A 19,408-nucleotide genomic window follows, 5' to 3' on the forward strand; every position below is an offset into this window, starting at 1 on the left:
CATGTCGATCGATCAAGTAGCCTCCACAGCATGCGCATGACTTCTTCACCTGTCGTCGACCGGGACGCCGAACTCGTCCTGGCGGACAGCCTGTTGTCGGACGCCCGACAGCACTCCGGCCGTGCGCTCTTCTTCATGGGAGAGGCCGGGATCGGCAAGTCGCGGCTGGCCGGCGAGTGCGAGTCCAAGGCCGCCGCGCTGGGTCTCCCGGTGCTGCGCGGGCGTGGCAGCCCGAGCGGTTCCGGCACCCCGTTCCGGCCGCTGGCCGAGGCGCTCTCCTCCCGGTTCCGGATCGGCGGACCTCCGACCGACCCGGCGCTCGCGCCCTACCGCCCGGCCCTGGCCAGGCTGATCCCGGAGTGGCGGCCCGCGACGGCCGTCGGCCACCCGGAGGGCGTCGTCGACCTCGCCGAGGCGCTGCTCCGGCTGCTGGCCGTGATCGGCAAGCAGCACGGCTGCGTGCTGGTGCTCGAGGACCTGCACGACATGGACACCGAGACCATCGCCGTGCTGGAGTACCTGGTCGACAACCTCGCCGGGCTACCGGTCCTGGTGGTCGGGACCCTGCGCCCGCAGCCGGGGCCGGCCCTCGACCTGGTCGACGCGGCCGACCGGCGGCGGGCCGCCTCGGTGGCCACCCTGCGGCCGCTCAAGCCCGGGGCGGTGCGGGCGATCGCGGCCGGCTGCCTCGGGGTGCCCGCCGCCGGGGTGCCGGCCGAGCTGGTCGAACGGCTGGTCGCCAGCGGGGACGGGAACCCTTACCTGGTCGAGGAGTTACTGGCCGAGATGGTCGGCTCCGGCCTGCTGCGCCGGGGCGGCGGCGGGGTTTGGCAGGTGGCCGGCGATCTCTCCGCCACCGTCCCGGCCACCGTGGTCCGGGGCTACCGCCGGCGGATCGAGCTGCTCGACCCCGAGGCCCAGGAGGTGGTGCTGCTGGCGGCCTCGCTGGGAGCCCGGTTCTCCATCACCACGCTCCGGTTGATCACCGGGACGGAGGACCGCTGCCTGTTCGCCCAGCTGCGCTCCGCCGTCGAGGAAGGTCTGATCGTGCCCGACCCGGGTGCGCCGGACCGGTACGCCTTCCGCCACGCGCTGACCGCCGAGGCGGTGCTCGCCAGTCTCCCGCCGGCCGAGCGGGCCGCGATCGCCCGGCAGGCCGCCATCGGCCTCCAGCAGGCCGACCCGGAGCTGACCGACGACCACTGCCAGCTGGTCGCGGACCTGCGGATCGCGGCCGGTGACCTGGCGGACGCGGCCCTGCTCTACGCCGAGGCCGGGCGCCGGGCGCAGGACGACGGTCTGTCGGGGACGGCCGTGGCGCTGCTCGGACGCGCCCACGAACTGGCCGACCCGTCGGCCCGGACCGCGATCGCCGAGTCGCTGCTGTACGCGCTGGCCGACGCCGGGCAGCTGGACCGGGCGCTCGCCCTGGTCGACTCGCTGGCACCGGCGAGGGCGGCGGCACTGGGCCTGGACGCCCGGATCGCCCTGCACACCCGGCTGGCCTGGGTCGCGGTGGCGGCCGGGCGGCGGGCCGACGCCGTCAGCCAGATGGCGGCCGCCCGGGCCCTGCTCCAGGACGGCGGCACCCCTCAGCAGGGCGCGGCGCTCGCCGTGGTCGAGTGCGAGCTGGCGCTGTTGCCCGGGCAGGGCGGGTGCACCGCGGAGGCCGAGCGGAAGGCCCGGGCGGCGGCGGAGGTGGCCGAGCAGACCAAGCTGCCCGTGGTGGCCTGTCAGGCCTGGCAGTTGCTGGCCCTGCTGGTCCGGGAGCGCGGCTTCGACGTGGCCGACGCCTGCCTGGAGCGGATGCTCGCCGTGGCCGAGGCGCACACCCTGCCGCTCTGGCGGGTCGAGGCGCTGACCCGGCTGGGTGCCAACAGCTACATGCGGACCGGCGACATCCGCCGGCTCGAACAGGCCTGGGAGGCCGCGAACGAGCTGGGCGCGATCCAGCTGGCCCAGACCGCCGAGAGCGTGCTGGCGATGGACGCGGTGCTCCGGGGCGACCCGCGGCGGGCCGAGGAGATCCTCGCCCGGTGCCTGGGCGCCAGCGCGCGGATGGGCAATCTCGGCACCCGCCAGTACCTGCTGCTCGTCTCCGCCACCCTCGGCGCGCACCGGGGCCGCCGCCGCGAGATGGAGCGCGGCCTGCTGGCGTTCCGTCAGGCCGGAGGCGCCGAATCGCCGCTGACCCCGGTGATGCTGGGCCTGTGCCGGGCCGTCTGCGCCCTGCTGGAGGAGGACCGGACGGCCGCCCGGGCCGAGCTGGCCGCCGCGGCCGCCTGGGAGTCCCTGCACCCGAACGTCTACTACCTGGCCGGCCGGTACGGGCTGAGCCCGCTGCTGGAGGTGCTGGCCGGCCGGGCGGCCCGCGCGGACTTCGCGGCCGTCGCGGCCAATCCGGCCGCCGGGCTGGCCTGGAACCGCCAGTTCCTGATGCTCGCCGAAGCCGTGCTGCTCGGCCGGGAGGGCCGGGGCGAGCGGGCGGCCGGGGTGATCGAGGACTTCCGCCGGCACGCCGCGATCTTCCCGACCGGCCACCACCTGGGCCTGCGCCTGGTCGCCGAGGCCGCCCTGGCGGACGGCTGGGGCGACCCGTCGTCCTGGCTACAGGCAGCCGAGGAGTACTTCCACCAGCTCGACGTGCCCGCCGTGCTGGGCACCTGCCGGGCGATGCTGCGTCAGGCCGGGGTGACCGTACCGCAGCGCCGCAGCGGCCGGGAGCTGATCCCCGCCGAGCTGCGCGCGCAGGGCCTCACCCCGCGCGAGTACGAGGTGCTGGCCCTGCTCGTCGACCGGCCCGGCAACCAGGACATCGGCCGGCGGCTGTGCATCTCACCGCGCACGGTCGAGAAGCACATCGCGAGCCTGCTCCAGAAGACCGGCCTGCCCGACCGCGCCGCTCTGAGCCGGCTGGCGGCCGAGTTCTCCGCCGGCGGCTGAGTTCACCGTCCCGGCCTCCCGGTACGGGTCGAGCGGGCCCAGGTACAGGTCGAGCGGCGGCTCGGGCGCGAGGTAGAAGTGCCCGCCGGGCAGCGCCTCGTGCCGGAACGACCCCCGGGTGAGCTCCCGCCACAGCTCACCCTGACGGTGCGTGACGTGCGGGTCGTCCGCCCCGCGCACCACCAGCAGCTCGCAGGCGAGCGGCGGACCCGGGCGGTACTCGTACCGCTGGAACAGCTCGAAGTCGGCCCGCAGGTAGGGCAGCACGAGTTCGCGAACCCGGGGGTCGGCCATCAGCTCGGCGTCCGCCTGGCCCATCGCGACGATGCTGCGCACCGCCGAGTCGTCGTTCCAGACGGCGCCCTGCGCCGAGACGTGGGCCGGCTCGTGCGGGGCGCGGGCCGCCGAGGCCACCAGGCGCCGCACCCGGCGGCCCCGCTCCTCCAGCCGCCGGGCCACCTCGTAGGCGACGATCGCTCCCATGCTGTGGCCGAACAGCGTGACGGGCCGGTCGAGTTCGGGCAGGACGGCGGCGCAGACCTCCTCGGCCATGGCGTGCAGGTCGTGGTGGCAGGGCTCCGGCAGCCGGTCGGCCCGGCCGGGGTACTGGATGCCGAGGATCTCCACGTCGGTGCGGCCCCGGGTGGCCCAGCCGCGGTAGTAGTTGGCCGAGCCACCGGCGTGCGGCAGGCAGATCAGCCGCTGCGGGGCCTCGGGACGGGGCTCCAGGACCCGGACAGTGGTCATGCGCCGACCTCCTGACGGTTGGTGAGCACCATGCCGCGCAGCTCCTCGAAGGAGCGCAGCCCGTAGACGTCGGCGAAGTCGAGCTGGACCCCGAAGGTGACCGCGATCGACTCGATCAGCAGGATCAGGTCCAGCGAGGTCCCGCCGGAGTGGAAGAAGTCCTCGCCGCTCTCGGCGGGCGTCCCGGTCCGCTCCAGCCATAGCCGGGCCAGCTCCGCCCGGTCGTCCGCCCCGGCCGCGGGCACGGCCTCCGGTGCGGTGGTGGACGGCAGGGCCTTCAGTGCCTCGCGGTCGACCTTCCCGGAGGGCTTGAGCGGGAACTCCGCGACCACCACCAGCTCGTCGGGCACCAGATGCCGCGGTGCCCGCTCCGCCAGCCGGGTCCGGACCGCCCGCGGGTCCGTCCCTTCGGAGGCCGGGCGGACGAAGGCGCGGACGTGCCGCTCGTGGCCGGTGCCGACCGCGGTGGCTACCACCTCCCGTACCTCCGGGTCGGCGGCCAGCAGGGCCTCCACCTCGGCGAGGTGGATCCGATGCCCTCGGACCTTGATCTCGTCGTCCTCGCGGCCGCGGAACTCCACCGTCCCGCCCGCGAGCAGGACGGCCCGGTCACCGGTGCGGTACATCCGGGCGCCCGGCAGGTCCGAGAACGGGTCCGGCAGGAAGCGCTGCTCGGTCATGGCCCGGTCGCCCACGTAGCCGAGGGCCAGCCGATCGCCGCCGAGGTAGAGGTCCCCCACCTCGCCGGGCGGCAGCGGGCGCAGCCGCTCGTCCAGGACGTGGCAGGTGGTGCCGGCCAGGCCTTCTCCGATCGGTACCGAACTTCCGCTCCGGTCCCAGCCGTTGAGCGAGAAGGCGGTGGAGATCACGGTATTCTCGGTGGGCCCGTAGGAGTTCAGGAACTCCAGCTCCGGGAAGCGATCGAGGATCCGCACCGCCTGCTCGCGCGGCATCACGTCACCGCCGACCATGAGGCACCGGAGCCCGCCCAGCGCGTCGGGGTGGTGGTCCGCCAGCAGCGCGAACACCGCCGGGGTGAGCACGGTGGTGGTGACGCGCTCGTCCCGGAGGAGCTCGGCCGTCTCGTGCAGGGACAGCGCCCGGCGCGGGGCGCAGAGCACCGAGGCACCGACCAGCAGGGCCGACCAGATCTCGTACATCGCGGTGTCGAAGGTCAGCACCGTGTGCACCAGGAAGGTCTCGTCCGGGTCGCGGCGCAGCACGCCGGGCCGCAGGCAGAGCGCGGTGAGCGCGCCGTGCGGCACCCCGACCGCCTTGGGCGTGCCGGTCGAGCCGGAGGTGAAGATGACGTAGGCCAGCCGGTCCGGGTCTCCGGCGGGCAGCGGGCCGAGCGGGTCGGTGGGGCAGGCCTGCTCGATCAGCTCGCGGACGTGCCGGCTGTCCGCGCCGATGCCCTCCGGCACGCGGTGCTCCGAGGTGGCCAGCACCAGCGAGGCGCCGGCGATGGCGGTCATCCGCTCGGCGCGCTCCGGCGGGCAGTCGGGATCGATCGGCACGAAGTGCCCGCCCACCAGCAGGACTCCGAGCATGGCCACCAGTGCGTCGCGGTCGCCCACTCCGAGGACGCCGACCGCGTCACCGGTGCCGACGCCCATGTCGTGCAGGGCGCCGGCCAGCCGGACCGCCCGGTCCCACAGCTCGGCGTAGGTGGAGCTGCCGGTGGAGTCCCAGGCCGCCACCTTGTCCGGGTGCTCGGCAACCTGCCGGCGGAACACGGCGTCGACGCACTCGAAGTGCTCCCGGCCGGGGTGGCCGGGCAGGTTCGCGCTACTCATCCGTTGCCTCCTTCTGCGACGGCGTCATGAGCCGTTCGACGAGCCGGGCGTGATCGCCCATGGTGCGTGCCAGCAGCAGATCCCGGAGCGGGATCACCACCGTGAAGACCTGCTCCAGCCGTCGGGCCAGCCGGATGGCGAGCAGTGAGTCCCCACCGTTGGCGATGAACTCCGCGTCCTCGGTGAGGCCGGGGTGACCGAGGAGTTCGCGCCAGGCGGCGGCCACCGCTGCGGCGGGGGTGGGCAGTTCGACGGCGGTTGCCTCCGCCGGGACGGCCGCCGTGCTCTCCGGGGCCCGTGCGGGGGTGTCGGCCGGGGCCGGGGCGGCCGGCCAGACCGTCTCCGGCGCGATGTGGCGCTCACCCCCGAAGGAGGTGCCAGGCAGGTGCAGTCGACGGCCGGCCGGGATCAGCGCCGCCAGCTCGACGGGCTGGCCCTCGGCCCACAACCCGGCCAGCGCGAGGGCGAGTTCGTCCTCCGCTCGTGGGTCCTTCCCGGGCATCAGCGGGAGGCTGTCCAGCCCGGCGGCGGCCGCCATGCCGGAGAGGGCCTGGCCCGGCCCGATCTCCACGGCCAGCGCACCCGGGTACAGCTCGCGCACGGCGGCGATGCCCTCGCCGAAGCGCACCGTCCGGCGGACGCCCTCGGCGAGGACGGTCAGCGGGACCTCGGTGCCCGCGGGCACCACCGTGCCGTCCAGGGTGGACACGTAGGGCAGCGAACTCCGGCCGCCGGTGCGGCCGGAGAGGCGCGCGCGCAGGGCCTGGGCGGCGGGCTCCATCGCGGCGGAGTGGAAGGCGTGCGAGGTACGCAGGCGTCGGGCCGGGATCCGCCCGGAGAGCCGGTCCTCCAGCGCCCGGACGGAGGTGGCCGGCCCGCTCAGCACACAGGCGCCCGGGCCGTTCACCGCCGCGATCTCCAAGCCGCTGGTCGCGGTCACCGGTTCGGCCAGCAGCTCGCGGGCCTCGACCTCGGAGCAGGAGAGCGCCAGCATCGCACCGGGCGGGCAGGCCTGCATGCCGCTCGCCCGGACGGCCACCAGCTCGACCGCCGCCGCGAGGTCCAGGACCCCGGCCAGGCAGGCGGCCGTCACCTCGCCGAGGCTGTGCCCGGCCAGTGCCACCGGGCGCAGCCCGAGCCCGTCCAGGGCGCGGACCGCCGCGTACTCCAGGGCGAACAGCGCGGGTTGGGCCAGCTCGGTGGCGTGCAGCTGTTCGGCGGGGAACTCCGGGTCCCGCAGCGCCCGCCCGGCCGGGCCGGCCGTGAAGGGCTCCATCGCACCGAGGCATTCCTCCAGCGCCTCCTGAAATCCAGGAAGTCGCGCCTGGAAGGGCAGGGCCATGCCCGGCCGCTGGGTGCCCTGCCCGGGGAGCAGGAAGACCAGCGGCCGCGGGCCCTCCCGCGGCACCCGGCCGCGGACCCGCCGGGGGCCGCCGCGCAGCGCCCCGGCGAACTCCGGGCCGGTCCGGCCGACCACCGCGAGCCGCTCGGCCAGCGGTGCCCGGCCGGCCAGCAGGGTGAAGGCCACGTCGGCGGCGTCCGTCTCCTGTTCGGCCAGTACCTCGGCCAGCCGGGCCGCGGTCAGCTCCAGTCCCTCCGGTCGGACCGCGGAGAGGGTGAGGACCGAGGTCCGCTCCGCCGGGATCCGGCCCGCCGGGGCCCCCTCCGCCGGGTCGGCGGCTGCCTGTTCGACGATCACGTGCGCGTTCGTCCCGCCGATCCCGAAGGAGCTGACGCCCGCCCGGCGGGGTTCGGGGCCCTGCCAGGCCCGGGCCTCGGTGGGCACCCGCAGCGGCGAGTCCAGCTCCGCCAGCAGCGGGTTGAGGCTCTTGAAGTTGGCCACGGGCGGTACCTGACCGTGCTTCAGGACCAGCAGGGCCTTGTAGAGCGCGGCCAGCCCGGCGGCCGCGTCGAGGTGCCCGATGTTCGCCTTGAGCGCGCCCACCGGGATGGATTCGGCGGGACCGGCCCCGCGCAGGGCGGCGGAGAGCGCCGACCACTCGATCGGGTCACCGACGTAGGTGCCGGTGCCGTGCGTCTCGACGTATCCGAGCGAGCCGGGCGCCACGTCACCGGAGCGCAGCGCCGCCCGGATGACGGCGGTCTGCCCCTGCGGGGCGGGGGCGTTGAACCCGGCCTTCGCCGAGCCGTCGTTGTTGACGGCCGAGCCGAGGATGACCCCGTGGCAGGCGGTCTCCGGCCCCAGGTCCTCGAAGCGGCGCAGCACCACCGCGATCACGCCCGAGCCGCCGACCGTCCCGGTCGCCCGGGCGTCGAAGGGCCGGCAGCGGCCGTCGGCCGACATGATGCCGCCGCGCAGGTGGGTGTGCCCGGCCTGCGGGAAGCCCACCGAGGCGGCCACCACCACGGCCTGGTCGCAGTCGCCGGCGTTCAGCGCCTGGACGGCCAGGTGGACCGCGACCAGCGAGGAGGAACAGGCCGTCAGCACATTGACCGCCGGGCCCTCCAGGCCGAGCCGGTAGGCGATCCGGCCGGCCATGAAGTCCCGGCCGGTGCCGACGTGCAGGGCGGCCAGGGTGTCCGCGGAGGCGGCCGGGTTGCCGAGGATCCTCGGCAGGTACCTGCTGCTGGAGGAGGAGGCGAAGACCGCGGTGCGCAGCCGGTCCGCCAGCGGACTCCGGCCGGCGTCCTCCAGCGCCGCCCAGCTCGCCTCCAGCATCAACCGGTGTTGCGGGTCGATGAGTTCGGCCTCGCGGGGGCTGATCCCGAACAGCTCGGCGTCGAACCGCTCGCTGTCCTCGATCAGACCCCGGACCGGGACGTAGGCCGGGTCGTCGAGCAGGTGGCGGGGCACGCCCCGGGCCGCCAGCTCGTCGAGGTCGAGGGTGCTGGTGAGCTCCTCGCCCGCGCAGACCGCCGCCCACCACTTCGCCGGGTCCGCCGGGCCGGGGAGCCGGGCGTGCACGCCGGTGACGGCGACGTCCAGAGAACGGTTCCTCACCTCCCGTCCTCCGTCCCGGCCGTCCGCCGGGAGCGGCCCGCGGCGAGCCCGAGCCGGCGCCGGTCCGGTCCGTCGGCCCCGTCCTCGGCGTCCGAGGCCCGCACCGCCGGCTGCGGTCCGGGCGCGCCACCGCCGCTCGCGGCGATCAGCGCCGTCTGGGCGTCCACGGTGGTCGCGGTGAACAGCGCGACGATCGGCACCCGCACCCTCGCCCGGTCCTCCAGCTCCATCTGGAGCAGCGGCACCAGCAGCGAATGCCCGCCCGCGTCGAAGAAGTTGACGTCCCTCGCGGCCGGCGCCTCGCCGAGCACCGCGGCCCAGGCGGCCCGCACCAGTGTCGGCAGGTCCGGCCCGGTCGCCGGGGCGGTCTCGGGCCCGGTGGGCTCGGGGGTCGTCCCGTGCTGCCCGGTGCGGAGCTCCATGGCCCGCAGCGCCTCGCGGTCCACCTTGCCGTGCGGGGTGCGCGGCAGCTCCGGGGCCACCCGCAGCACGCCGGGCACCATCGCGGGCGGCAGGGTCTCGGCCAGCCGGGCACGCAGCTCCTGGAGGTCCAACCCGCTCTCGGTCACCAGATGGGCCGTCAGGCTTCCCCCGCCGGGCGCGAGCAGCACGGCGGCATCGGTCACGCCCTCGGCCGCGCGCAGCGCGCCCTCCACCGCGCCGAGCTCGACCCGGTGGCCGCGGACCTTGACCAGCTGGTCCCGGCGGCCCAGGTAGCGCAGGCCCCCGTTGGTGCCCCAGCGCACCCAGTCCCCGGTGCGGTAGGAGCGGGCGCCGGGCGCCGTGCCGTACGGGTCGGGGCGGAAGGCGGCCTCGGTCGCCTCGGGCCGCCCGAGGTAGCCGCGGGCCACCCCTCGGCCGCCCACGTGCAGTTCGCCGGCGGTTCCGTGCGGCATCAGCCGCCCCTGCCGGTCCAGCACGTAGAGGCTCGCCCCGGGGACGGCCCCGCCGATGTCGACCGGGCCGGGCGCCTCGAAACGGCGGTAGCTGCTCCACACCGTCGCCTCGGTCGGCCCGTACTCGTTCACCAGCGGTGTGGCCGGGAGCAGCGCGAAGTGCCGCTCCAGCAGTGCCTCCGGCAGCACCTCGCCGGCCGTGATGACCACGTCGAGGGTGCCCAGCGCGGTGCGGTCGGCCCGCTCGGCCCGGTCCAGCATCCCGGCGTACAGGGCCGGGACGGCGAGCAGGGCCGTGACGGCGTGGGTCTCGGTCAGCCGCAGCAGTCTCTCCGGGTCACGGACCTCCTCGGTTCGCGCGACCACCAGCCGGCCGCCGGAGGTGAGGGTGCCCCAGAACCCGGCCACCGAGGAGTCGAAGGAGAGCGGCGAGACCAGCAGGAAGGTGCGGTAGCCGCCGTAGGTCAGCCGCCGGGCGGTGGTCGAGGCGGCCAGCGCGCCGTGCCCGACCTCCACGCCCTTGGGCTCGCCCGTGGTGCCGGAGGTGTAGATGAGGTAGGCCGAGTCGTCCGACTCACTGCGGTGTGCCACCCACGCCTGGTCCGGCAGCACCGCCGGGGCCTCGATCGGCAGCACCACGGCGCGCGGGAGGCGCTCTCGCCAGGCGGCGTCGGCCAGCACGAACTCGGCTCCGGCGTCCGCCAGGACGGCGCCCAGCCGGGCGGCGGGGTGGCCGGGATTGAGCGGCAGGTAGACGCCGCCGGCCCGCAGCACCGCCAGCACGGCCACCACCATCTCGGCCGAGGGCTCGGCCAGCACGGCCACCGGCGCCCCCGGGCGCACCCCCCGCGCGGTGATCCCGGCGGCCAGGGCGTCGGCCCGGGCGAGCAGCTGCCCGTACGTCAGCTCGCCGGCGCCGCAGACCACGGCGGGCCGGTCGGGATCGGCCCGCGCGATCTCCGCGACCACCTCGTGCACCGCCCGGAAGCCCTCCGGCAGCGGGATCCCGCGGCCGGCGGCCAGCAGCTCGGCTCGCTCCTCGGCGGAGAGCATCTCCAGCGAGCCCACCGGGGCCTCGTCGTCGGCGGTCAGCCCGCCGAGCACGGCGGCCACGTGGCGGGTGAGTTGCTCGATCAGGGCCGGCTGGTAGCGGGAGGTGCGGTAGGTGGCCAGCAGCTCGGCCGAGGCGCCGTTGTCCCGCAGCACCAGGGTGAGGTCGTACTTGGAGATGCGGACAGGGAGTTCGAGGGTGGTGACCTCCAGCCCGGGCACGTCACGGGGCGCCTGGCGGGCCTCGAAGTTGAACAGCACCTGGAAGACCGGGGTCCGGGTGACGTCCGGGGTGATCCTGAGCTTCCGGACCACCTCCTCGAACGGGACCGACCGGTGGGTGAAGGCCCGCAGCAGGCCGCGCTGCACGGCGCCGCAGAACGCCGGGCCGCCCTGCGCCGGGTCCACGTGCACCCGGACCGGGGCCGGGTTGACGAACATGCCGACGGTGTCCACGAACTCGGCGGACCGGGTGTCCATGGTCGAGCCGACGACCAGGTCCTCGGTGTCGGTGTAGCGGGCCAGGGTGAGCGCGAAGGCGCTGAGCCCGACCACCTGCGCGGTGGTGCGGTGCCGCCGGGCGTATCCGCGGACCGCCTCCCAGGTCTGCTCGGGGAGCGGCAGCCGGACCACCGCGCCCTCCTTGTCCGCGGTTCGCGTGGCAGGCTCGAAGCCGAGCGGCTCCGCGGTCTCCGGGAGTCTCAACTCCTCGACCCAGGCGTCGAACTGGGCCGAGGCCGGGCGGGCCGCGGCCTCCCGCTCGACGTGCTCCGAGTAGGAGCGGCCGGCCGGGGCGAGCTCCCGGCCCGCGTAGGCGGCGAACAGGTCACGGGTGATGAGCGCCATCGACCGACCGTCCACCACCGCGTGGTGTGCGTTCAGCACCAGGACGTGGTCCTCGGGGCCCAGCACCAGCAGCTCCGCCTCGGCGAGCCGGCCGCCGACCAGGTCGAAGGACCTGGTCACCGCCCGGTCCAGCTCGGCGGTCAGGTCATCCGGCGTGATCTCCCGGACCGCGAGTCCGAACTCCGCGGCCGGCCACCGCGCGCGCCGGGGCTCGTTCTCCACCTCGAACAGCCGCAGCCGCAGCTCCTCGTGACGCTCCACGACGGCCTGCCAGGCCCGGCGAAGGGCCGCCGGGTCGAGCGGTCCGCGCAGCCGTCCTGCCCAGGGGGCGGTGTACTCCGCGCTCTCCGGTTCCAGGACGTGTGCCAGCCAGAGCCGCCGCTGCGCGGACGACAACCCGCCGCTCACCTCGGACACCTGCTCCGCCATCAACTTCCCCTCTCGTGCGTGTACGTGAACGTGGGCCGGAAGGCTTCCGGTATCGCCGCGGTGAGCCGGCCGAGGGCCGCGTGGTCGGGCACCCGCCCGTACAGCCGGCCGAGCCGGTCGGCCGCGCCGGCCCGCCAGTCGAGCGGCCGGCCCGGACGGCTCCGGACGTCGACCAGGTCGACCCCGGGCAGGGCGCGCAGCCGGTCCAGTCCGCCGACCTCCACCAGGCTCCGGGCTCCGGCCGGCGGCACCAGCGCGTACTGATAGGTCACCTGCTCGAACTCGGGTGGGTCGGGCGCCGGCCGGCCGAGGGCGAGCAGCAGGGCGGCCTCGACCACGTCGTACCCGGCGCCCCGGCGCAGCAGGTCGACGACCAGCCCGCCGACCCGGCCGTTCACCTCGATGACGCGCGGGCCGTCCGGGGTCAGCTTGATCTCGGTGTGCACGACGCCGTCCTGGACCCCGAGGGCCCCGATCGCGGCGTCCGCCAGTGCACGGACCCGCTCGGCGGTCTCCGCGTGCAGGGTGTGCGGGACGAAGGATCCACGCTCGCGGAACGGTTCCTCCAGCCGGAACTTGCCGGTGACGCAGAGGAGCCGGCGGTCTCCGCCGTGCACGGCGGTCTCCACCGAGACGTAGTCCCCCCACTCGGGGCCGGCCTCCCCCGCCGCCCCGGTGAGCAGGCTCTCCACCAGGAGCACCGACCCGGCCGGGGCGGACCGGAAGAAATCCTCCGCCAGCCGTTCGGCCTCCTGCGCACTGTCCGCCCGGCGGACGGAGCGGCTGCCGGTCCCGGTCCGCGGCTTGAGCACCACGGGCGGCCCGACCTCGGCGACCGCCGTGGCGATCCCGGCGGGCTCGGCCACCGGCACACAGCGGGTGGTGTCGATCCCCGCCCCGGCGAACAGCCGCCGCTGGACCAGCTTGTCCGTCAACCGCCGGGTGGTCTCCGGGCTGTGCCACCGGGTCAGTCCCAGCGCTGCGGCCAGCTCGCCGGTCTCCGCCAAGCGGTGCTCGCTGAAGGTGAGCAGGCCGTCCGGCTCCCGGGCGGCCACCGCCCTCGCCGCCTCGGCCGCGGTGAGGCCGCTGACGTCACAGAGCTCGAACCGGCCGCGCAGGCCCGGCAGCAACTGCGCGACATGGGCCGAGCGTCGGTCGATCACCAGGAAGAGGTCGGCTCCGCAGGCGCGGGCCGCCGAGGCGATCTCCCCGGGCCCGGCGGCGCCGTCGTCGTAGACCACGCCGAGCCGCGGGCCACCCGATCTGCTGTGCATACCCATCCGTCCGTCGAAGCGAGTGGCCGCCCGGTGGCGCGCCGCCGGTCAGTCCTGCGGGGCGGCCGGTCGGTCCTGCGGGGCGGCCGGTCGGTCCTGCGGGGCGGCCGGCCAGGAGCGCTCGGCGGTGAGGTAGAGCAGCTCGGAGCGGACCCCGCGCTGCCCGGCCAGGTCGCGCAGGATGACCTCCTGGCGCAGCTGCTCGGCCTCCGGGTCGAACCAACAACCCGTCAGGTGCTTGAGCCAGGGCTCGATCCCCAACGCGTAGACGAAGATCTGCTGGGCGCCGAGCCGCTGGGCGAGTTGGTCCGCGGGCTCGGCGAAGGAGCCCTTCAGGCCGCGCTCCAGGCTGTGCTCGCGGGAGATCGGGGTGTCCAGCAGCGGGCCGTACAGCCAGGTCAGCGGGGCACCGACGCACTCCAGGCCGATGAACAGGGCGTCCACCGAGCCGATCTCCTCGGCCACCATGTCGTAGAGGGCCGGGTCGATCGGTGAGGTGTCGGTGGCGAACAGGAAGCCGCGGCCGCCGAGCCGGACCATCGGCACCATCTTGGCGCGGATGTCGAGCTCGCCGTGCTCGCCGAGGAAGGGCAGCGCGGTGATGGTGGCCGGGCCGGCCTGCACGCTCTGCATGTCGGCCAGTTCGACCACGTTGCGGAAGCCGAAGTGCTCCAGCATCGAGCGCAGGCCGATGTCGGCGAGGCTGCCGCCGGAGGACTGCGGCACCACGATGGTGCCGATCCGCCGCCGGAGCTGGAGCAGGGTCTCCAGCGAGAAGTGGTCGGAGTGGCCGTGGCTGAGCACCACGACATCGATGGTCTCCGGCAGGTCGGCGATGGTGAAGTGACCCTCGAAGCCGTCCCCGTCGTAGCCGACGGTCGGGTCGGTCATCACCGTGAAGCCGCCGAGGTCCAGCAGCACCGAGGCGTGGCCGAAGTACTGCATCCGCACCTCGCCGGTCCCGTTCGGCACGTAGCGCCGGGGCTCCTGCTCGGTGAACAGGCGGCGGAACCCCACCCGGGCCTCCTCGTCCAGGCCGAACTTCTCCGCCAGCTCCTCCACGTCCACCGGCTCCAGCCGGGCCGCGAACAGCTCGTCAAGCAACTCGGAGGCGAACGGCACTTCCAGGTCGGTACGGCCGGGAGCGGGCAGGATCGGCGAACTGTAGATGAAGGGCTGCGCCCGGTCGTGGCGCTCCATGAGGGAGACCGTCTGGGCGTGCGGTTCGGTCGCCGGGGTGCGGTAGAGCAGGCTCTCGAAGAACCGCAGGCCGGCGTTGTTGGCCGTGTCGTAGACCAGCTCGGTGACCCCGCGCAGGGCGGGCGGCAGGTCCTGGTACAGCGGGGCGAGCGCGCGGCCGTCGCCGTTCTTGGCCAGCGTGGCGCGCATGGTGTCGATGTCCTCGGCCATCCGGATCCGGGCCTCGCCCTCGGCCAGGGTGCGCTCCAGCAGGTCCGCGACGCCCTGCGGGCCGGCCGGGCCCGAATCGATGAACGGGGCGCCGAACATGTTGGGGTCGGCCAGCGCCCGGGCGTGCTGCTCGGGGCTCTCCAGGTAGCGCCGCAGGGCCGGCAGGTGGCGCTTGACGAGGTTGAGCGCGCCGGTGTGGGGCGCGGCCACGAACGGTACCGCGTACCAGCGGTGGACCAGTGGCTGCACGACGGTGGCCGGCGAGAGGTAGGCGCGCATGCGGGGTCTCCATCCGTGCCGTGGCGGCACGTTCGAACGTGACGGTCGGGTGGCGGCGCCCACTCTGGCCCGGGGGCCGGGCCGGACACATGGGTGGCCGGCTCCCAGATTTCGAACACCGGTCCGGACGGAATCTGGGTGCGCTCCCCCCATGTGTGGGGAGGGGGGTGCTGGGAGCGTTGCCGGCGCCGCCCCACCCGACGAACGAGAGCGAGGGGACCCATGACCGCGGTCCACCGATCCGACACCGCCGTGATCGTGGATGGTTACTCCACGGGCGCCTTCCTCCCTCCGGCCTTCGCGGCCCTCGGGGTCGAGGTGGTCCACGTGCGGAGCACCCCCGAGCCGATGCTGACGATGCTCCAGCCGGACCCGGCCGCCTACCGGGACTGCTACGTGCTCTCCGGCGAGGACGGGCTGCCGGACACGGTGGCCGCGCTCGCCGCGCTGGCCCCCGTCGCGGTGCTGGCCGGCCAGGAGCCCGGGGTGCCGCTGGCGGACCGGCTGGGTGAGCTGCTCGGGCTGGCGGGCAACGGCTCCGCGCTCTCCGCCGCGCGCCGCGACAAGTACCGGATGATCGAGACCCTGCGGGCCGCCGGACTGCGCTGCGCCCGGCAGTCGAAGGGCTCCGACCCGGAGGAACTGGCCGCCTGGGCGGCCGCCGAGGGCGGCTTCCCGGCCGTCGTCAAGCCGCTCAGCTCGGCCTCCACCGACCACGTCTACGTCTGCCGCACCACCGAGGAGGTGGCTGCCGCGGCCCGCCGGGTGCTGGCCGCGACCGACATCTTCGGCAGCCGCAACACCGAGGCGCTGACCCAGTCCTTCCTGGCGGGCACCGAGTACATCGTGGACACCGTCGGGGTCGGCGGCGAGCACTACGTCTGCGGGGTCTGGGAGTACGAGAAGACAGAGCTGCCCTCCGGCCGGAGGATCTACGACCGGGACGTGCTGCTGGACCCGCGGGCCGAGCCGGTGCCGGAGCTGATCGCCTACGTGCTGGACGTGCTGCGAGCGCTGGGCATCGAGCACGGCCCGGCCCACGCCGAGGTGATGATGACCCCGGAGGGCCCGGCCCTGGTCGAGATCGGCGCCCGGCTGAACGGCAACATGAACCCGGGCTTCCACGACGCCTGCCTGGGCACCAACCAGGCCCACCTGACCGCGCTCGCGTACACCCGTCCGCAGGAGTTCCTGGACCGCTACGCCGGCCGGGTCTACACCAAGCGCCGCGAGGCCGTGGTACACAACACCCGGACCGAGCTGGACGGTGAGGTCACCTCGGTCGACCAGGCGGTGGTCGACGAGATCGCCGCACTGGAGACGGTCCACCTGGTCGGCGTCAAGCTGGCCCCCGGCAAGCGGCTGCGTCCCACCACGGACCTGTTGACCAGCCCGCTGCGAATCTTCATGACCGGCCCCGACGCGGAGTCGCTGCGGGCCGACCACCGCACCATCCAGACCCTGAAGGACGCGGTCTACCGGCTGGCCGAGACCCCGGCCGACGCGTGACGACGCACCCCCCGCGAGAACCCGAGGAGAGGCGAGCCACCCGTATGGACACCGAACGACGACCGAGGGTGCTGCTGTTGGGCACCGACAAGTACGTGATGCAGGCCTGTGTGCGCAACGGCGTCGACGCCGTGGTGATCTGGGGCTCCACCGCCTACGACTACGGCATCGTCCCGGTCCCCGAGCAGTTCACGGTACTCCGGGTCGACGACCAGAGCAGCGTCGAGGCCGTCCTGACGGCCCTTCACCGCGCCGGCCTGGCCGAAGGGGAGTTCGACGCCGTGCTCACCTCGGACGAGTGGGCCATGGTGACGGCCGGCATGGTCGCCGAGCACCTCGGCTGCCGCGGCATCGACCCCGTCACCGCGGCGCACTTCCGTGACAAGTCGCTCCAGAAGCGCCGGATCGCCGCGGCCGGACTGCGCACCGCCCGGGTCACGGTGATCGAGGACATCCACGACGTCTCGGCCATCACCGAGCTGCCCTACCGGCGGGCGGTGCTCAAGCCGATCGCCGGCGCCGCCACCGCCCGCACCTCGGTGGTCACCGGCCTGGCCGACCTGGAGCAGCGCAGCCGCCAGTACCGCAAGGAGAGGACCTCCCAACGCACCTTCGCGCTGGAGGAGTTCGTCGAGGGTGACGAGTGGGTGGCGGACGGCGTCGTGTTCGAGGGCGAGGTCGTCTTCCACGCGCTCGGCACCTACGGCGACCCGTGCCTCACCGTGGTCGACCAGGGGCTGCCGCTGCGGCTGCGCCGCTTCGACCCGAAGTCCGAAGCCTGGGCCTACGAGCTCGGCGACCCGTTCGTCCGGCGCGCGATCGAGGCGCTCGGCCTGCGCGACGGCGCCTTCCACATGGAGCTGTTCCACCACCCGGAGCACGGGCTGGCCTTCGGCGAGTGCGCCTCCCGGCGCGGCGGGGCGCTGATCCACGAGGAGCTCCAGGCCAAGTTCAACGTCCACCTGGGTGCCGCGCAGCTGTTCGCCGCGCTCGGCCGCCGGCCCGAACTGATGGTCGTGGAACGGCCGGAGACCATCGGCGGAACCTATCTGCCGGGTCGTCCGGGCACCCTGATCAGCTGCCCCTCGCCGGCCGAACTGCGGGCGCAGCCCGGCGTGGAGTTCGCCCGGGTGGAGTTCCCCTTCGGTGGCCAGTTCGCCGACGGCCTGGGCTCCACCAACCAGAAGCTCGGCCAGGTGCTGGTCGCCGCCGACTCCGAGGAGGAACTACAGACCCGACTGGGCGAGTTGCGGGCGTGGTTCGCCGAGCGGACGGTGGTCGCCCCGTACGACAGCTCGCTGCGGGAGCTGCGCGCCTGGCAGCGCGCGACCTGGCCGGAACAGGACTACCGGGACGCCCTGTGGGACTGACCGGACACGCCCGGGCCGTCGAGGAGCGGCGGCAGCGGGGCCCGCTCGCCCGGCTGCTGCCGGAGACCGTTGAGCAGCGCGCGCTGGCGGCCGGAAGTTTCGTGAACTCCCTGGGCGCCGGGATGTTCATGACCAGCAGCGTGCTCTACTTCACCCGGATCGTCGGCCTGCCGATGGCCCAGGTGGCCACCGGGCTGTTCGCCGGGGCGATGGCCGGGCTGGCGGCCGGGCTGGTCGCCGGGCGGATCGCCGACCGGTGGGGGGCCCGGGAGACCCAGATCGCGGTGATGCTGATCGGGGCCGCCACCGTGGCCTGCTACCTGGTGGTCCGCACGTTCTGGCCGTACCTGCTGGTCTCGGTGCTGCTCGGCGTGGTCTTCGCCGCCACCAAGTCCAGCCAGGCGCCGCTGGTCCGCAGCTTCGGCGGGGAGAACCCGACGGCCTTCCGGGCCTACCTGCGCTCCTCGACCAACCTGGCCATCGCCCTCGGCGCGCTGGTCGCCGGGGTCGGCATCCAACTCGACTCCTCCCCGGCCTACCTGTGCCTGGTCGGCGGCCGGGCGCTGGCCTTCGCGGGCAGCGCGCTGGCGCTGCTCCGGCTGCCCCGGCCGGCCCCGCTGCCGGTGCCCCGCGGACGCCGCCGCTGGGAGGCGCTGCGGGACCGCCCCTACCTGACCGCGACGGTGCTCAACTCGCTGATGTCGCTGCACTACGCGGTGCCGACCTTCCTGCTGCCGCTCTGGATCGTCGACCACACCGAGGCACCGCGTTGGATGGTCTCCGGCGCGCTGCTTTTCAACACGGCGCTGGTGATCGGTCTTCAGGTGCGGGTCAGCCGCGGGGTGGACGACACCGAGGCGGCGGGCACCCGGATGCGGTACGCCGGGGCCGCCGTCCTGGCCGGGCTGGTCATGATGGCCACCGCGAGCGGTCGCTCCACCTGGGTCGCGGTGGCCCTGCTGCTGGCCGCGGTCGCCGTCTACACCTTCGGCGAGCTCTGGCACGCCGCGGCCTCCATGGAGTACTCCTTCGGCCTCGCCGCCCCGCACGCCCAGGGCGAGTACTCCGGGGTCTTCGGCCTCGGCGCGGGCGTCGCCGAGGCGCTGGCCCCCGCCGTGATCGGCGCGCTCGCGCTCACCTGGGGACCACCCGGCTTCCTCGCCCTCGGCCTGGGCTTCCTGGCCGTCGGCACGAGCTGCCGGCCGCTCATCGCCCACTCCCTGCGCAAGGCCGCCGAGGCGGCGGCCCCGGCCATCAGAAAGGCGTGACGAGAGATGACCACCACGATCGATCCGCAGTCGCTCGGCCAGGACATGCTGGAGCTCGTCCCCGGCCTGCACTTCGACCACCAGGAGATCCTCAAGGCGTACCAGCAGGTGGTGGACCGGGTGCCGGTCACCGACCCGGAGAACCCGGAGCACCGGCTGCGCCGCCTCGGCCTGACCCACCGGGCCGCCGCGGCCGACCCCTGGCACGACGCCGGCACCGGCCAGTTCGACCAGCAGACCGGTGAGAAGCACTTCGAGGAGTCCGAATTCTCGTTCTTCAACGAGGAGTTGAAGGACACCTACTTCTACCACCTCTACCAGAGCCTGCCGTTCCGGATCGGCCGGATGCGCCTGGTGCCGCTGCACCCGGGCGAGATCTACCACATGCACACCGACGCCTCCCGGGTGGCGCACGTCGCGATCACCAGCAACGAGGACAGCCGGCTGCTGTTCCGCACCGGCCACACCTACCACGTGCCGACCGACGGCCGGGTGCACCTGCTCAACACCAAGCTGCACCACTCCGCCTACAACGCCGGCAGCACCACCCGGATCCACCTGACCATGACCGAGGTCGAGTAGGCCCCGGCCGCCACCCCGCCCCGCCACCACACCCCACTGATCAGCAG

The 19,408-nt window shown here is 74.6% G+C and carries 11 protein-coding genes; 5 read left to right on the forward strand and 6 right to left on the reverse strand.

The genetic code is table 11. The annotated features are described in order from the left end of the window. Positions 1-30: 30 nt before the first annotated feature. Positions 31-2,943, forward strand: a complete 2,913-nt coding sequence (locus ACIQVT_RS12310; RefSeq protein ID WP_403751151.1) for a helix-turn-helix transcriptional regulator — start codon at positions 31-33, stop codon at positions 2,941-2,943. On the opposite strand, the gene ACIQVT_RS12315 is transcribed toward ACIQVT_RS12310, so the two are convergent. Genes ACIQVT_RS12315 through ACIQVT_RS12340 form a run of 6 tightly spaced genes read right to left on the reverse strand, consistent with a single transcriptional unit; the run spans position 2,836 to position 14,632 of the window. Beyond that, a complete protein-coding gene (locus ACIQVT_RS12315) occupies positions 2,836-3,690 on the reverse strand; it encodes a thioesterase II family protein (protein ID WP_403751153.1) in 855 nt (284 codons plus the stop codon). The two genes, ACIQVT_RS12310 and ACIQVT_RS12315, sit on opposite strands and share 108 nt — an antisense overlap. After that, positions 3,687-5,486, reverse strand: coding sequence for a non-ribosomal peptide synthetase (locus ACIQVT_RS12320; protein WP_403751155.1), 1,800 nt, complete (start codon positions 5,484-5,486; stop codon positions 3,687-3,689). Before ACIQVT_RS12320 ends, ACIQVT_RS12315 begins: the two co-directional genes overlap by 4 nt. Continuing rightward, on the reverse strand, positions 5,479-8,448 hold the full coding sequence (locus tag ACIQVT_RS12325) for a type I polyketide synthase (RefSeq protein ID WP_403751157.1): 2,970 nt from the start codon (positions 8,446-8,448) through the stop codon (positions 5,479-5,481). The genes ACIQVT_RS12320 and ACIQVT_RS12325 overlap by 8 nt, the downstream gene beginning before the upstream one ends. After that, entirely contained in the window at positions 8,445-11,669 is a 3,225-nt protein-coding gene (locus ACIQVT_RS12330; RefSeq protein WP_403751159.1) for an amino acid adenylation domain-containing protein, read from the reverse strand. Before ACIQVT_RS12330 ends, ACIQVT_RS12325 begins: the two co-directional genes overlap by 4 nt. Then, positions 11,669-12,943 (reverse strand): acetyl-CoA carboxylase biotin carboxylase subunit family protein, encoded by a 1,275-nt coding sequence (locus ACIQVT_RS12335; protein WP_403751161.1) that lies wholly within the window; start codon positions 12,941-12,943, stop codon positions 11,669-11,671. Before ACIQVT_RS12335 ends, ACIQVT_RS12330 begins: the two co-directional genes overlap by 1 nt. 48 nt (positions 12,944-12,991) lie before the next feature. Continuing rightward, the gene (locus ACIQVT_RS12340) at positions 12,992-14,632 is read right to left on the reverse strand and encodes an MBL fold metallo-hydrolase (RefSeq protein ID WP_403751163.1); all 1,641 of its coding nucleotides are present in this window, start codon (positions 14,630-14,632) and stop codon (positions 12,992-12,994) included. A gap of 222 nt (positions 14,633-14,854) precedes the next feature. Here ACIQVT_RS12340 and ACIQVT_RS12345 point away from each other — a divergent pair, with 222 nt between their 5' ends. Genes ACIQVT_RS12345 through ACIQVT_RS12360 form a run of 4 tightly spaced genes read left to right on the forward strand, consistent with a single transcriptional unit; the run spans position 14,855 to position 19,361 of the window. Further along, complete coding sequence (locus tag ACIQVT_RS12345; RefSeq protein ID WP_403751165.1) at positions 14,855-16,141, forward strand: ATP-grasp domain-containing protein; 1,287 nt, start codon at positions 14,855-14,857, stop codon at positions 16,139-16,141. A gap of 44 nt (positions 16,142-16,185) precedes the next feature. Further along, a complete protein-coding gene (locus tag ACIQVT_RS12350; protein ID WP_403751167.1) occupies positions 16,186-17,511 on the forward strand; it encodes an acetyl-CoA carboxylase biotin carboxylase subunit family protein in 1,326 nt (441 codons plus the stop codon). Then, positions 17,502-18,779, forward strand: a complete 1,278-nt coding sequence (locus ACIQVT_RS12355) for an MFS transporter (protein WP_403751169.1) — start codon at positions 17,502-17,504, stop codon at positions 18,777-18,779. Before ACIQVT_RS12350 ends, ACIQVT_RS12355 begins: the two co-directional genes overlap by 10 nt. Before the next feature lie 6 nt (positions 18,780-18,785). Beyond that, positions 18,786-19,361, forward strand: coding sequence for a hypothetical protein (locus ACIQVT_RS12360; protein ID WP_403751171.1), 576 nt, complete (start codon positions 18,786-18,788; stop codon positions 19,359-19,361). Positions 19,362-19,408: the final 47 nt, after the last annotated feature.

The sequence above is a fragment of the Streptomyces sp. NPDC100445 genome, from assembly GCF_044759735.1.
In the GTDB taxonomy this organism is placed as follows: domain Bacteria; phylum Actinomycetota; class Actinomycetes; order Streptomycetales; family Streptomycetaceae; genus Streptomyces.

Coding starts and splice junctions, on each gene's coding strand:
- ACIQVT_RS12320 (WP_403751155.1), bottom strand. CDS start 5,486: ATGAGTAGCGCGAACCTGCCCGGCCACCCCGGCCGGGAGCACTTCGAG.
- ACIQVT_RS12335 (WP_403751161.1), bottom strand. CDS start 12,943: ATGCACAGCAGATCGGGTGGCCCGCGGCTCGGCGTGGTCTACGACGAC.
- ACIQVT_RS12310 (WP_403751151.1), top strand. CDS start 31: ATGCGCATGACTTCTTCACCTGTCGTCGACCGGGACGCCGAACTCGTC.
- ACIQVT_RS12345 (WP_403751165.1), top strand. CDS start 14,855: ATGACCGCGGTCCACCGATCCGACACCGCCGTGATCGTGGATGGTTAC.
- ACIQVT_RS12315 (WP_403751153.1), bottom strand. CDS start 3,690: ATGACCACTGTCCGGGTCCTGGAGCCCCGTCCCGAGGCCCCGCAGCGG.
- ACIQVT_RS12350 (WP_403751167.1), top strand. CDS start 16,186: ATGGACACCGAACGACGACCGAGGGTGCTGCTGTTGGGCACCGACAAG.
- ACIQVT_RS12330 (WP_403751159.1), bottom strand. CDS start 11,669: ATGGCGGAGCAGGTGTCCGAGGTGAGCGGCGGGTTGTCGTCCGCGCAG.
- ACIQVT_RS12360 (WP_403751171.1), top strand. CDS start 18,786: ATGACCACCACGATCGATCCGCAGTCGCTCGGCCAGGACATGCTGGAG.
- ACIQVT_RS12340 (WP_403751163.1), bottom strand. CDS start 14,632: ATGCGCGCCTACCTCTCGCCGGCCACCGTCGTGCAGCCACTGGTCCAC.